15 protein-coding genes are annotated in these 12,604 nt (G+C 69.0%); 4 read left to right on the forward strand and 11 right to left on the reverse strand.

Translation table 11 applies throughout. From position 1 onward, the window contains the following. Nucleotides 1-236 precede the first annotated feature (236 nt). Together ACAM54_RS10345 and ACAM54_RS10350 are read right to left on the reverse strand one after the other, a co-directional pair. Nucleotides 237-575: a PRC-barrel domain-containing protein gene (locus ACAM54_RS10345; RefSeq protein ID WP_145743189.1), complete on the reverse strand. Its 339-nt coding sequence runs from the start codon at nt 573-575 to the stop codon at nt 237-239. A gap of 153 nt (nt 576-728) precedes the next feature. Continuing rightward, nucleotides 729-1,169, reverse strand: coding sequence for a helix-turn-helix domain-containing protein (locus ACAM54_RS10350; RefSeq protein ID WP_369650624.1), 441 nt, complete (start codon nt 1,167-1,169; stop codon nt 729-731). 73 nt (nt 1,170-1,242) lie between these two features. Here ACAM54_RS10350 and ACAM54_RS10355 point away from each other — a divergent pair, with 73 nt between their 5' ends. Continuing rightward, entirely contained in the window at nt 1,243-2,094 is an 852-nt protein-coding gene (locus ACAM54_RS10355; protein ID WP_369650625.1) for a class I SAM-dependent methyltransferase, read from the forward strand. Between the two features lie 7 nt (nt 2,095-2,101). Here the strand turns inward: ACAM54_RS10355 and ACAM54_RS10360 are convergent, their stop codons facing one another. From ACAM54_RS10360 to ACAM54_RS10370, 3 genes are read right to left on the reverse strand one after another with little or no spacing between them, the layout of a single operon-like run. Continuing rightward, nucleotides 2,102-4,636, reverse strand: coding sequence for a cbb3-type cytochrome c oxidase subunit I (locus ACAM54_RS10360; protein WP_369650626.1), 2,535 nt, complete (start codon nt 4,634-4,636; stop codon nt 2,102-2,104). Further along, the gene (locus ACAM54_RS10365; protein WP_192322695.1) at nt 4,633-5,577 is read right to left on the reverse strand and encodes a c-type cytochrome; all 945 of its coding nucleotides are present in this window, start codon (nt 5,575-5,577) and stop codon (nt 4,633-4,635) included. The genes ACAM54_RS10360 and ACAM54_RS10365 overlap by 4 nt, the downstream gene beginning before the upstream one ends. Next, nucleotides 5,574-5,972, reverse strand: coding sequence for a cytochrome c family protein (locus tag ACAM54_RS10370; protein WP_145743198.1), 399 nt, complete (start codon nt 5,970-5,972; stop codon nt 5,574-5,576). Before ACAM54_RS10370 ends, ACAM54_RS10365 begins: the two co-directional genes overlap by 4 nt. Nucleotides 5,973-6,059: 87 nt before the next feature. Here ACAM54_RS10370 and ACAM54_RS10375 point away from each other — a divergent pair, with 87 nt between their 5' ends. Next, nucleotides 6,060-6,923: a c-type cytochrome gene (locus ACAM54_RS10375; protein WP_369650627.1), complete on the forward strand. Its 864-nt coding sequence runs from the start codon at nt 6,060-6,062 to the stop codon at nt 6,921-6,923. 6 nt (nt 6,924-6,929) lie between these two features. On the opposite strand, the gene ACAM54_RS10380 is transcribed toward ACAM54_RS10375, so the two are convergent. After that, entirely contained in the window at nt 6,930-7,193 is a 264-nt protein-coding gene (locus ACAM54_RS10380; RefSeq protein ID WP_012747128.1) for a hypothetical protein, read from the reverse strand. Nucleotides 7,194-7,232: 39 nt separating this feature from the next. Further along, nucleotides 7,233-7,664, reverse strand: coding sequence for a hypothetical protein (locus ACAM54_RS10385; RefSeq protein ID WP_145743202.1), 432 nt, complete (start codon nt 7,662-7,664; stop codon nt 7,233-7,235). 256 nt (nt 7,665-7,920) lie between these two features. Here ACAM54_RS10385 and ACAM54_RS10390 point away from each other — a divergent pair, with 256 nt between their 5' ends. Continuing rightward, the gene (locus tag ACAM54_RS10390) at nt 7,921-8,355 is read left to right on the forward strand and encodes a hypothetical protein (protein ID WP_145743204.1); all 435 of its coding nucleotides are present in this window, start codon (nt 7,921-7,923) and stop codon (nt 8,353-8,355) included. Between the two features lie 16 nt (nt 8,356-8,371). Here ACAM54_RS10390 and ACAM54_RS10395 read toward each other — a convergent pair whose 3' ends face one another. Next, nucleotides 8,372-10,153 (reverse strand): thiamine pyrophosphate-requiring protein, encoded by a 1,782-nt coding sequence (locus tag ACAM54_RS10395; RefSeq protein WP_369650628.1) that lies wholly within the window; start codon nt 10,151-10,153, stop codon nt 8,372-8,374. 43 nt (nt 10,154-10,196) lie between these two features. Beyond that, nucleotides 10,197-10,676, reverse strand: a complete 480-nt coding sequence (locus ACAM54_RS10400; RefSeq protein WP_209535204.1) for a YetF domain-containing protein — start codon at nt 10,674-10,676, stop codon at nt 10,197-10,199. 214 nt (nt 10,677-10,890) lie between these two features. Here ACAM54_RS10400 and ACAM54_RS10405 point away from each other — a divergent pair, with 214 nt between their 5' ends. After that, nucleotides 10,891-11,205 (forward strand): plasmid stabilization protein, encoded by a 315-nt coding sequence (locus ACAM54_RS10405; protein ID WP_369650629.1) that lies wholly within the window; start codon nt 10,891-10,893, stop codon nt 11,203-11,205. Between the two features lie 127 nt (nt 11,206-11,332). Here the strand turns inward: ACAM54_RS10405 and ACAM54_RS10410 are convergent, their stop codons facing one another. Then, nucleotides 11,333-11,941, reverse strand: coding sequence for an isochorismatase family cysteine hydrolase (locus ACAM54_RS10410; protein ID WP_369650630.1), 609 nt, complete (start codon nt 11,939-11,941; stop codon nt 11,333-11,335). Between the two features lie 106 nt (nt 11,942-12,047). Further along, the gene (locus tag ACAM54_RS10415) at nt 12,048-12,248 is read right to left on the reverse strand and encodes a hypothetical protein (protein WP_369650631.1); all 201 of its coding nucleotides are present in this window, start codon (nt 12,246-12,248) and stop codon (nt 12,048-12,050) included. Nucleotides 12,249-12,604: the final 356 nt, after the last annotated feature.

Below are 12,604 nucleotides of genomic sequence, written 5' to 3' on the forward strand. Positions count from 1 at the left end.
CCTGTCTTGGAACAAAGCGTTTCGCCGTGAAGTCACTGTAGAAGTTGCGCCGCACGCGCGCATGAGCGGTACGCACCTTTTCCGGGGGGACAAATGCCCTCACTGCTGCTGCCACGACAAAGAGCCTCCCAGAGACCACCAGTGGCCACACCGCTGTTCTGACCTGCAAGCCCTGCAGCGGCGCCCGGCGGCGATGGCCGCAGCCGTCGTATCCGGGTGGCTGCGGCCGTGTGCTTTCAAAGCCCGTAGTACTTGTCCACCGTCCCGCTGTACGCATCGTCGTACTCGGGCACCCGGTCGCTCGCATACTTCGGCGCGCCCTCGATCTGCGCCTTGGTCAACGGCACCACATAGCCGTCCTGCGAAGTGTCGTACTTCAGCATGGACCAGGGGATCGGATAGCGGTCCGTGCCCATGCCCAGGAAGCCGCCGAACTCCAGCACGGCATAGCGGACCTGGCCCGAGATCTTGTCGATCATGAGTTCATCGATGCTGCCGAGCTTGTCTCCCGATGTGTTGTAGACGGATGTCCCCTCGACACGCTCTGACGAAATAACTGGATTGGCGCTCACCATGGAAAAGTCTCCGGCCGCCATTTCTGGGCAATGGCGGCATAGATTGCAGTGCCCAGGATTGCACTTTCGATCTAGAAAATTTCTGCCGCATCGGCCGGGAGACCGTCGTGTTGTAGGAGGCTGTCTGGCACCTCGCACGGCATGAGGCGCCGCCTAATTCGGCAACTGCCGCGCCTTCTTTTCGCGTGCGCCAATGGCCCCGGAGGCCGCGGCGCGCACGATGCGCCTGAAGGTCGGGCATTCCATGTGGCTGGGCGCGGGGCAGGCGGCCGCGTGCCGCAGGCCGTCGCGCATGGCGCTCAGTTTGCGGATGGTGCGGTCGAGCTCGTCCGCCTTGGCCGCGAGCATCTGCCGGTCGATGCGCGGCCCGCCCCCGGGCGCGAACATGCGCGCGATCTCGTCGAGCGAGAAGCCCGCGGCGCGTCCCACGGCGATCAGCGCCAGGCGTTCCAGCACGCCGGCATCGAACAGGCGGCGCAGGCCGCGCCGGCCGCTCGAGGCGATCAGCCCCTTGTCCTCGTAGAACCGCAGCGTCGATGCGGGAACGCCCGATTGCCGTGCCACTTGGGCGATGTCCAAATGTTGTGCCACCACCTCTTGACCTCAAGTCGACTTGAAGTTGCACAGTCTAGCTTTCGCCGGACAGACAAGCCAAGGACAAACCATCATGGACATCACGCAACAGCAACACAACGAACAAGCCGCCCTCTGGAACGGCCGCGGCGGCCGCGCCTGGGTCGACGCGCAGGAGTCGCTCGACCAGCTGTTCGCGCCGTTCGAGAACCTGCTCGTGGACGAGGCGCGCGCCGCGTCCGCGCGCCGGGTGCTCGACGTCGGCTGCGGTACGGGCGCCACCACGCTGGCCATTGCACGGGTGCTCGGCGCGGCAGGGCATTGCGTCGGTGCCGACATCTCCGAGCCGATGATCGCCGCGGCCCGCGCGCGTGCCGAACAGGCGGGCGCGCCGGCAAGCTTCATCTGCGGCGACGTGCAGAGGCAGGCCTTCGAGCCCGCAAGCTTCGACCTGATCGTTTCGCGCTTCGGCGTGATGTTCTTCGACAGCCCGGTGCAGGCTTTCGCCAACCTGCGGCATGCCGCGAAGGACGGCGCCGCGCTCCGGGCCATCGCATGGCGCAGCGCCGCGGAAAACCCGTTCATGACGACGGCCGAGTGCGCCGCCGCGCCGCTGCTGCCGAACCTGCCGGCACGCAAGCCGGGCGCGCCGGGACAGTTCTCCCTTGCGGACCGCGATCGGGTTGTGTCCATCCTGGAGGAGAGCGGCTGGGCCGGCATCGACATCCAGCCGATCGATGTGGCGTGCACATTGCCGGAGAAGGCGCTGCATGGCTATCTCACGCGGCTCGGGCCGGTCGGCCTGGTTCTGCAGGATGCGGACGAGCGAACGCGCACGCGGGTCATCGAGGCCGTGCGCGCGGCGTTCGAGCCTTATGTGCACGGCAGCGAAGTTCGCTTCACCGCCGCCTGCTGGATGATCGGTGCCCGGGCGCCGGCTGCGTAGCGGCAGCTCAGCCCAAGAGCCGCGGCACGCCCTGCACCGCAAGCGCCCCGATGATTCCCTGCGCGGTCACGCAGTGCCACATCAGCGCGGTGTTGTCGATGGTCGCGCGGGCCGCGGGCTGCAGCCGGCCCGACCACGAACGCACCAGCACATAGCCGCCCATCAGCATCAGCACCGCGATGTGGAAGGCCTGGTAGCCCAGCAGCATGCCGACCGATGCGCTCCAGCCCTGCGCGCGCGGATCGAGCCCGGCGAGCTGATGGCCGCCGATGTCGAGCGCCGCCGCGCCGGCAGCGCAGTCCATGGCCAGCGCAGCAAGCAGGCGCAGCCCGCGCTGGCGGCGCACATCGGCCGCGTGCAGCCTGCGTGCGGCCAGTGCCATGGCGGTCGAGCCGGCCGCAAGCAGGAGCGCCGCGCCCAGCGGCCAGCGCAGGGGCGGCAGCGCGGCACCGGGCGGCGGGCACACGTCGCTGGCCATCGACAGGTGCACGTGGGTGTAGAGCAGCGACACGAAGATCGTCATGTCCACTGCAATGAGCACGATCATGGCCCACCACGAGTGCGATGCCCGGCCATGCGCACCGACCGGCAGGTGCACGCCATGGCCGACGTCGACCGTTGCCACCGGCGGCGGACGGTCGGAGTCCCACAGCCAGCGCAGGATGCATGCGACCGCGATCACGCCGCAGGCCAACGCAGGCAGCGCCTGCGACACCGTGAGGAGCAGGAAGAAGCCCGCGGTGCCGGCCGCCGCCGCCAGCGGCCACCAGCTGTCGGTCGGCAGGCGCAGCAGGTGCATCGGCCGCGCGTCGCGCGGGCTGGTCACCAGCGTCTCGCGGCCGCCGAACACCGTGCCCGGCAGCCAGTGGCGACCGGCCTCCACTTCTTGCGGCAGCGCGGGTTGCCGCCACAGCGGATAGCGTGAATCCACCTGCGGAATGCTGCGCACGGCGTATTCACGCGGCGGCAGCCATTCGAGCGTGCCCGCGCGCCAGGGATTGCCATGGTCCTGCCGGGGCCGGCGCAGCATGCGCACCGCGTCCACCATGAAGAGCAGCACGCCGGCCGCGAGCGTGTAGGCGCCAACGGTCGACAGCATGTTGAGCGCGTTCCAGCCCAGATCGCCGGCATAGGTGTACACGCGCCGCGGCATGCCGAGCATGCCCGCGATGTGCATCGGGAAGAACGCCAGATTGAAGCCGCCGAACATCAGCCCGAACACCCAGCGGCCCCAGCGCTCGGAAAGCCGGTGGCCGTTGAAGACCGGCGCCCAGTAGTAGAAGCCCGCGAACACCGGAAACACCATGCCGCCGATGAGCACGTAGTGCAGGTGCGCAACGATGAAGTAGCTGTCGTGCGCCTGCCAGTCGAAGGGCAGCACCGCCACCATCACGCCGGTGAGGCCGCCCAGCACGAAGATGAAATGAAAGCCGAGCAGGAACAGCGTGGGCGCATTGAGCGCGACGCGGCCGCGCCAGAAGGTGGCAATCCATGCGAACACCTGCACGCCGCTCGGTATGGCCACGATGAAGCTCGCGGCCGACACCACCAGCAGCGAGAGGTTGCCCAGGCCCGCGGTGAACATGTGGTGCACCCACAGCGCGAAGCTCACCACCCCCACGCCGATGAGCGCGAGCACCACCGCGCGGTGGCCCACCAGCGGGGTGCCCGCGAGCGTGGCCACCATCATCGACACCATGCCGGCCGCGGGCAGGAAGATGATGTAGACCTCCGGGTGGCCGAAGAACCAGAACAGGTGCTGCCACAGCAGCGGATCGCCGCCGCGCGCGGGAATGAAGAAGGGCCAGTCGAACGCGCGCTCCAGCTCCAGCAGCATGGTGGCCGCGATCACGGCGGGAAACGCGATCACGATCATCAGCGCGGTGACCAGCATGGCCCAGGCGAAGATCGGCATGCGCATCAGCGTCATGCCGGGCGCGCGCGTGAACAGCACGCCCACGATCAGCTCGATGGCGCCCGCAATGGCCGAGATCTCGATGAACCCGATGCCCAGCAGCCACCAGTCGGCGCCGCGCCCCGGCGAGAACTCCTTGCCGGTCAGCGGCGGATACATGAACCAGCCGCCATCGGGCGATACGCCGAAGAACAGCGTGCAGAAGAAGGCGATGCCGCCGATGGCATAGGCCCAGAACGCATAGGCCGAGAGCAGCGGAAAGGGCAGGTCGCGCGCACCCAGCATGCCCGGCAGCAGGTAGATGGCCACGGCCTCGACGATGGGCACCGCGAACAGGAACATCATCACGGTGCCGTGCATCGTGAAGAGCTGGTTGTAGGTGCCCGCGTCGATCAGGTGGTTGTCGGGCACCGCGAGCTGCGTGCGCATCATCAGCGCGAGGATGCCGGCCAGCACGAAGAAGAGCATGGCGGTGGCGATGTAGAACACGCCGATGCGCGTGTTGTTCACCGCCGAGAGCTGCCGCCAGCCGACGGGCGGGCGCCACGCGCGCTCGAGCGCCTCGCGCTCGCCTGCGGGGCGCGGCGGCGGGCTGGAACGGCCTTCCTCGGAAACCTGCGCCGTCATTTCAGTTGCGCGAGCCAGGCCGCGATGGATTGCAGGTCGGCCTCGCCGATGCGATCGCCGGCGGAGGGCATGCGCGCGCCTGGCTTCAGCTGCTGCGTATGGGCCACCCATGCGGCGAGTTGCGCGGCATCGTTCGCCACGGTGCCGGCACCCAGATGCAGCCGGCTGCCCACGTGCGTGAGATCGGGTCCGAGGCGGCTTTGCTCGCTCACGCCGCGCACCGTATGGCAGGCGTTGCAGCGGTGCGCGAGGAAGGCCTCGCGGCCGCGTTCGATCTCGCGCGACGCCGCGGCCGCCGGCCTGGCCTGCGCCGCGAGCCAGGCATCGAAGGCCGCGGGTTCCTCGGCCACCACATGCAGCGCCATGCGCGCATGCTGCTCGCCGCAGTATTCGGCGCACTGTCCGCGCCAGGTGCCGGGCCGGTCGGCCTGCAGCAGCAGGTGCTGCACGCGGCCGGGCAGCATGTCCATCTTGCCGCCGAGCGAAGGCACCCAGAAACTGTGGATCACGTCGGCGCTGCCAAGGCCGAAATAGATTGGCCGGCCGACGGGAATGCGGATCTCGTTCGCAGTGACGACCTCGGCGCCGCTGGCGGCGTCGCGATAGCGCACCTCCCACCACCACATGTGGCCCGTGACGCCGACGATCAGCGCACCGGGCGGTGGAATGGGCCGCCACGGCGGCCGGTGGAATTCGCTGTAGGCGAAGAGCGCCGAGAGCACCACCGTCGGAAACGCGAGACCCCCGCCGAGCAGCCACCGGCGCGTGCTCACCCCGTCGCCCCCCGGGCGGGCAACGGCGAGCACGAGCAGCAGCATGACCCCGGCGAAGATCACCGCGCCGCCCACCGCCAGCACGCCGCTCACTTCGAGCAGCGATTGCGCAACGGGGCCGGCGGCCCGCAGCGCGGATTGGGATGCGCCCTCGCTCGCCGCGTTCATTTCTCGAGCGCGAGCAGGTAGGCCGCCATGTCGCGCGCGTCCTGGGGCGAGACGCCCATCGCGGGCATGGTGGTGCCCGGCACCATGGCGGCCGGCGCCACGATCCAGCGCCCCAAAGCGTCGGGGCCGTTCGGCATCTGGCCGGCAATGTAGCTGCGGCGGCCGAAGGCGGCGAGCGTGGGGCCGGTGCGGCCGCGCGCGGCCTGCACATCGGGAATGGTGTGGCAGCTTCCGCACTGGTATTGCGCCAGCAGCAGCCTTCCGCGCTCGCGCTGCGCGGGCGGCGCGCGCTCGAAGACGGGGCCGCTTTCTCCCGGCGTGCATCCGGCTGCGAGCATCGCCAGCACCAGCAGGGCGAGCGGACACACGGCAGGGCATGAGGGGGCGGCCACCATGCCGCGATTCTGCGGATTGGAATGCGGCTTGCGCCGACACGGCGGCGCTGGTGCGCGTCGGACAATGCCGCCAATTGAATGCTGCCGATGGGTGCACCCAAGACCGTCCTGCTCACTGTCGCCGCGCTGGGCCTCGCGGGCGCGGCGGCGGGCGCGCTGGTGGTGTATGGCGGCCTGTACGACGTGGCGGCCACGCAGCAGCATTTCCAGCCGGTCTATTCGCTGCTGGAAACCGCCATGCACCAGTCGGTGAGGATGCGCGCGCGCAACATCGAGCCGCCGCGGCTCGACGACGAGCGGCTGGTGATGCGCGGCGCGGCCTGCTTTCGCGACAAGTGCGTGCAATGCCATGGCGCGCCGGGCGTCGCGCAGGGCGACATCGGGAAGAGCATGCAGCCGCTGCCGGGACCGCTGGTGGATGCGCGGCACCACTGGAAGCCGCGCGAACTCTACTGGCTGACCAAGCACGGCATCCGCATGAGCGGCATGCCGGCCTGGGAGTTCAGGTTGTCCGAGGAAGACCTGTGGTCGGTGGTGGCGTTCATGGCGCGCCTGCCCGAGCTCACGCCGCAGCAGTACGCCGAAGCAACGCGCGTGGAGCCCTCCGGCGCGCAGGGCGCAGTGGCGCGGCCGGCATGCGGGCCGGCAGAGAGCGCCGCACCGCTGCGGGTGGCCGATGCGCAGCGCGGCGCGCGTGCGCTGTACCAGTACGCATGCAGCGCCTGCCACACGATCCCGGGCATCACGGGCTCGTCGCCGAACGTGGGGCCTCCGCTCGCGGGCATGGGCGGCCGTTCGCTGATCGCGGGAAAGCTCGCCAACACGCCGGACAACATGGTGCGCTGGCTGCGCCATACGCACGAGGTGGATCCGCTCACGGCCATGCCGGAGATGGGGGTGTCCGAGCAGGACGCGCGCGACATCGCCGCCTACCTGGCGGCGCTGCGCTGAGCCTTTCTAGAATTTGGCCGCGTTGCGTTCGTCGTCGACCGTGGCAATGCGCAGCCGGGCCCGCTCGTGCTTGATGACGAGCTGCGCGCACCGCTCGCGCATGGAAGGATCCGTAGGCTGCTGCTCGCTGCAATCCACGAGAAGCTGCGACTCGTCGAAGTCGAGCCCATGAAGAACCTCCTGGCCATGCGAATTGATGGCCAGGAGGTTGTCGGCCGACAGCTGGGCGCGCAGGGCTTCGGAGATGGCGAGCGTCTGCAAGGGCTTCACCGCTTCTCGGGTCCGGTGCCGGGGGCTGTGCGCCACTGCTTACTTCTTCATCGCCTTGATGTCGGCCTTGCCCTTGGCCTCGGTGGCCTTGGCTTCCTTCACGCAGGCGTTCTTGGCGTCGCCCTTCTGGTCGTCGCACTTTTCCTTGGCGATCGCATAGGCCGCTTCCACCTTGGCTTCGGCCACCTTGCGCGCGTTGCTGTCGCTGGGCTTCTGCTTCTGGTCGAGTTCGGCCTTGGCAATCTTTTCCTTGCCCTTGGCTTCTTCGATGCAGACGTCCTTGGCGTTGTCCTTCATGGCATCGCATGCCGCCTTGTCGGCCTTGTAGTCGGCCGCGATTTTGTCGCGCGCGGCCTTGTATTCGGCCATGGCCGGATCGGTGGCCGCCGCAGGAGGCGTGTTCACTTGCGCATGCACCTGGACCACCGCCATGCAGGAGGCTGCGGCACACATCAATAGCAGTTTCTTCATGGTTGAACTCCTTGACACCGGTGGTTTTTCTTGCAGGGGGAAGATCCGGCGTCCGAGGCCAATATAGAAGTCGGCCGCTGCGAAGCGGTAGGACGCCTTGCGAAGCGGTCGTAAGCACATGCTGACGCTGCCCGCGCGTGCAGGCATGCATCGGCGGGGGCGTCGGCGGTGCCTCCGGCGGGCTTGGGCGCACGTCCTACCGGCGCGGACGATGCGGCGCCCACACTGCGGCAAGAGCGACTGACAGGAGATCGCCATGCAAAGGCTTCACGCGTTGTTCGCCGCCGCGCTGCTGTGGGCGGCGATGATCATTCCGGCGGGTGCGCAGACTTCGCCGCCACATCCGGCCGAGATCGATCCGGCCATCGTCGAATACGGCGCTGCGCGGGAGCGGATCGGCGCCAACCTGAAGGCCGCGCTGGAACAGTGCGAGAAACAGGTCGAGCCCGCCAGGGCGGTCTGCATCAAGGAAGCGCAGGGCCGCCAGAGGATTGCACTTGCCGAACTCGACCACCAGCGCAGCCCCAGCGACGCCAATGCCCGCAGGCTCGCCGAAACGCGGGTGGCGGTGAACTACGAGATTGCCAGGGAGAAGTGCAACGAGCGGCAGGACGGCGACAAGGCCGCATGCCTGTCGCGCGCGAGCGAGGAAGAATCGAAGGCCAGGGCGGGCATCAAGACCGGGCAGTAGCAGGAGAGAAGGCTCGTCACGCTGTCGCGCTGGCCCAGTATTCCCGCATGGTGGCCTTGATGGTCCGCATGGCTTCGGGATCCCCCTGCCACAGGGCCAGCAGGTAGGCCTTGGCCTGGGCGAGCGAGACATCGGGCGGCAGCGGCGGCACGGCGGAATCGGTGACCATCTCCAGCAGCATCGGGCGGTCGGCCGCAAAGGCAGCGTCCCATGCCGGGCCGATGGCTTCGGGCGTGTCGACGCGCAGGGCCGCAAGCCCGAGCATCCCGGCGAAGCGCGCATAGGGAAAGTCGGGCAGCTCCTGCGAGGCGTTGAACTTCGGATCCCCGCCGAGCACGCGCTGCTCCCAGCTCACGAGGTTGAGGTCGCGGTTGTTCAGCACCATGACCACGAGGCGCGGGTCGGCCCAGCCGCGCCACATGCGCGCCAGGGTGATGAGCGCATTGAGGCCGTTCATCTGCATGGCGCCGTCGCCCAGCATCGCGACCACGGGCCGGTCGGGATGCACCAGCTTGGCCGCAATCGCATAGGGAAGGGCCGGGCCCATGGTGGCGAGGCCGCCGGACAGGCTGGCCTTCATGCCGCGGCGCAGCTTGACGTCGCGTGCGTACCAGTTGGCGGCCGTGCCGCTGTCGCAGGTGAGCACCGTTTCTTCGGGCAGGCGCGGCGACAGCTCCCAGAACACGCGCTGCGGATTGACCGGCGAGGCCTCCACATGGGCGCGCGCCTCGAGCACCCGCCACCAGCGCGCCACGTCGGCCTCGATGCCCTGGCGCCAGGCGCCGTGTTCCTTGTGATCGAGCAGCGGGAGCAGCGCCGCGAGCGTGGCACGGCTGTCGCCGACCAGGCCCAGTTCCGCGGGGTAGCGCAGCCCGATGGCGCGCGGGTCGGTGTCGATCTGCACGCAGCGGGCCTGGCCCTCGGGCGGCAGGAATTCGGCGTACGGAAACGACGAGCCCACCATCAGCAAGGTGTCGCAGTCCTCCATCATGCGCGAGCTGGGCCGCGTGCCGAGCACGCCGATGGCGCCGGTCACGAAGGGCAGGTCGTCGGGTACCGCCGCCTTGCCGAGCAGGGCCTTGGCAATGCCGGCCCCGAGCCGCTCGGCTGCATGGATCAGTTCGTCCGTGGCATGCAGGGCGCCCGCGCCCGCCAGGATGGCCACCTTGCCGCCCGCGTTGATGATGTCCGCCGCCTGCCCCAGCGCCGCGGCGTTCGGCACCGTGGCGCTGGCCGTGCTGCCGATGCCGCTGTGCACGGTGCCGTGCCTGCGCGGCGGCACCGGCACCGCCGGCAGCTCCTGCACGTCGTTGGGCACGATCACGCAGGTGACGGCGCGGCGGTCGCGCGCGATGCGCATCGCGCGATCGATCAGGTGGCGAACCTGCTCCGCGCTGGTGGCCATCTGCACGAACTCGTGCGCCACGTCCTTGAACAGCGACACCAGGTCCACCTCCTGCTGGTAGTCGCCGCCGAGCGCGCTGCGCTGCTGCTGGCCGACGATGGCGACCACCGGCTGGCGGTCCAGCTTCGCGTCGTAGAGGCCGTTCAGCAGGTGGATCGCGCCCGGTCCCGAGGTGGCCAGGCAGACGCCCACCTCGCCCGAGAACTTGGCATGCGCGCAGGCCATGAAGGCAGCCAGTTCCTCGTGCCGGCTTTGTATGAATTCGATGGCGCCGTCCGCCCGGTCGAGCGCGCCCATGAGGCCGTTGATGCCGTCGCCGGGGTAGCCGTAGACGCGCCGCACGCCCCAGTCGTGCAGGCGCTGGACCACGAAATCGCTGACTGTCTTCTTCATCGAGGCTCCAATCCATTGCCGGGGGTTGCCGGCGGCTGTTGTTTCATTCGTTGCGGATGACGCTGACCTTGCCGTCGCTCTCGAGCCGGGCGACACGGACCACGCCGAGATCGTCAACACCTTCCTCGCGCAGCTTTCCCATCAGTTCGTCGACGGTGATGCGTTCTTTCCTGAGCGTGCGCGCGACCAGCTTGCCGTGCCGTACCAATGGCTCGGGCGGCGGCTCCAGCAGCCGCGCGACGAGTTCGTAGCGGTAGGCGAGCACGTCGAGCAGGTAGTTCCAGGCGATCAGCGTGCCCAGCAGCGCCACGCCATTGGTGATGGACTTGTATTCGCCCTGCATCGCGCTGCTCGAGGCATCGGCCACGAGCACGATGAACAGCAGGTCGGCCATGCTCATCGATCCGATGTCGCGCCGCAGGACGAAACGGAAGACGATCAGCAGGAACCAGTAGACGGCGCTGCCGCGGATCACCATCTCCAGCAGCGGCTGGTCGGGGGAGAACAAGTCGGACAGGTTCATATGTGCCCTTCGGCGGCGAGGGCGGCCACCTGCAGCGCGATGTTCCGCGCGCGCCGCGCCTGCGGATGTCGTGCAATCGGCCTCAGGCACCGTCGGCGCAATCCCACAATGGCCCTCGCCAGACTGCTCCCACGCACAAGGCCTGTGTCCTCCGACCCGCAGCGAGGACGAACCGCGCAGCATGAAACGCTCCTTCACCCACCAGGAGAAAGCAATGCCAAGAGGTGAGAAGTCGTCCTATACGGACAAGCAGAAACGCAAGGCCGAGCACATCGAGGAAGGCTACGAGCATCGCGGCGTGGGCAAGGGCGAAGCCGAGAGGCGCGCCTGGGCCACCGTCAATGCCGAGACCGGCGGCGGCAAGAAGAGCGGCAGCGGCCGCGGCAAGGCGGAGAACCACGCGCCCTCGCGCAGCGGCGGCCACAAGGGCGGCGCCGCGGCAGCGTCCCGCACGGCCGCCGAACGATCGGCATCGGCGAAGAAGGCTGCGGCCACGCGCAAGCGCAACGCCGAGCGGCGCAGCGGCTGATCCCCCGGGATGCAATATCCGAACCGATGACCCGCGGCATCGGCGTCATTCGCGTGTGGGTGGCGCGCGAGTTCGGTGAAGCGCACCCTGGATGTGCGCAAACATCAACGGTCCTCCTCGGGCCGCATCAGCGCTTCACGGGCAGGCGAATGCGCGGCCCGGGCGTGGTGGAGACGCGCAGCGCCTCCTGCGCCTGGCGCAGGAAGCGCTCATTGCGTGCGCTCGTCTGCGAGGCGACGCAATCCCGCGGAACGATGGCCTCCAGGTCGCGCATGCCCGCGTCGGCCACGGTGGCCCAGATGCACTGGTCGCTCGCCACGCCGGTCACGATCAGCCGCCTGGCCTTCAGGTACGCGAGCAGCAGTTCGAGCGGCGTCGCGAAGAAGGCGGACTGCTTGGGCTTGAGCACGAAGTAGTCCGTTTCCTGGGGCAGCAGCGCCGAGGTGATCTCCGCACCGGCGCCCCCGGACGCCAGCGACAGTTCCACCAGCCTGGGAAAGTCCGAGCGCCAGCGTCCGCGGTTGTCGTTGACGTAGATGGCGGGCACCGCGGCGCGCGTGCAACGCGCCTTCAGCGCCGCGATGCGCCCCGCAATGGCATGGGCCCCGGGCAACAGCTTTTCGGCGTCGGGAAAATCCCAGCAGCTGATCATGTCGATGATCAGGAGGGCCGTGTGGCCCGCGGCGGGAGTCGGTGCGAGGGCGGGGGGCTGCGAGCGGGAGCGGGGAGGCGCCATGGCGTCCCACCATTCCCAATGGCCGGCGCCGCGGCCGTAGGAAAGGCCCGCGTGGCGGCGAAAGTCGCTGCCACGCGCGCTGGTCAGGGCCGGCCGGGGCCGCTGCTCAACGGCCTTGCGGCACGCCGTAGGCCGCGCGCACCTCGTCGAGCCGTGCTTGCGCGACCTCGAAGCACTCGGCCAATTGCTCCGGCGTGGCCGGCGGATAGCCGGCCGGCGGCTGCAGCGCATTGCCCAGCCGTTCCCAGGCGGCCTCCCAGGCCAGCTTGGCGAGCGCGCGGGACTCCGGATTGGAAGCAGCGGGCATGTTCGTCCTCGGTTGTGACGAAACGGAGTATGCGCCGGCGGAACAAGGCGGTTTGGCGCAGGCCGCGTAGGAGGCCTCTTTCACGACGACGCGCGTTATCCCGCCCCGCCGGCCCGAAACCTGTCCGACCATTGTTGCGAGGACGACGCCCGCTTGGGGCCTGCTGCAAAGAAGCCACAAGCTAGGCCCGTGCAGGAGGGCCTTCTGTAGGAGCCGGCCTCATCGAGATGCACGGATAGCCCCCATGCACCCAGCCAACCGTTCACAAGGAGTGCTCCCGATGAACAGATCCGCTTTCACCCGGCCCCTTGCCCTTGTCACCGGCGCTTCCTCCGGCATCCGCCTGGAGGCGCACC

The sequence above is a fragment of the Variovorax sp. V93 genome (assembly GCF_041154485.1).
Lineage (GTDB): Bacteria > Pseudomonadota > Gammaproteobacteria > Burkholderiales > Burkholderiaceae_C > Variovorax > Variovorax beijingensis_A.

What these genes read in the sequence shown, in the direction of transcription:
- ACAM54_RS10345 (WP_145743189.1), bottom strand. Translation starts at nt 575, where the DNA reads ATGGTGAGCGCCAATCCAGTTATTTCGTCAGAGCGTGTCGAGGGGACA.
- ACAM54_RS10355 (WP_369650625.1), top strand. Translation starts at nt 1,243, where the DNA reads ATGGACATCACGCAACAGCAACACAACGAACAAGCCGCCCTCTGGAAC.
- ACAM54_RS10360 (WP_369650626.1), bottom strand. Translation starts at nt 4,636, where the DNA reads ATGACGGCGCAGGTTTCCGAGGAAGGCCGTTCCAGCCCGCCGCCGCGC.
- ACAM54_RS10365 (WP_192322695.1), bottom strand. Translation starts at nt 5,577, where the DNA reads ATGAACGCGGCGAGCGAGGGCGCATCCCAATCCGCGCTGCGGGCCGCC.
- ACAM54_RS10370 (WP_145743198.1), bottom strand. Translation starts at nt 5,972, where the DNA reads ATGGTGGCCGCCCCCTCATGCCCTGCCGTGTGTCCGCTCGCCCTGCTG.
- ACAM54_RS10375 (WP_369650627.1), top strand. Translation starts at nt 6,060, where the DNA reads ATGGGTGCACCCAAGACCGTCCTGCTCACTGTCGCCGCGCTGGGCCTC.
- ACAM54_RS10385 (WP_145743202.1), bottom strand. Translation starts at nt 7,664, where the DNA reads ATGAAGAAACTGCTATTGATGTGTGCCGCAGCCTCCTGCATGGCGGTG.
- ACAM54_RS10390 (WP_145743204.1), top strand. Translation starts at nt 7,921, where the DNA reads ATGCAAAGGCTTCACGCGTTGTTCGCCGCCGCGCTGCTGTGGGCGGCG.
- ACAM54_RS10395 (WP_369650628.1), bottom strand. Translation starts at nt 10,153, where the DNA reads ATGAAGAAGACAGTCAGCGATTTCGTGGTCCAGCGCCTGCACGACTGG.
- ACAM54_RS10400 (WP_209535204.1), bottom strand. Translation starts at nt 10,676, where the DNA reads ATGAACCTGTCCGACTTGTTCTCCCCCGACCAGCCGCTGCTGGAGATG.
- ACAM54_RS10405 (WP_369650629.1), top strand. Translation starts at nt 10,891, where the DNA reads ATGCCAAGAGGTGAGAAGTCGTCCTATACGGACAAGCAGAAACGCAAG.
- ACAM54_RS10410 (WP_369650630.1), bottom strand. Translation starts at nt 11,941, where the DNA reads ATGGCGCCTCCCCGCTCCCGCTCGCAGCCCCCCGCCCTCGCACCGACT.
- ACAM54_RS10415 (WP_369650631.1), bottom strand. Translation starts at nt 12,248, where the DNA reads ATGCCCGCTGCTTCCAATCCGGAGTCCCGCGCGCTCGCCAAGCTGGCC.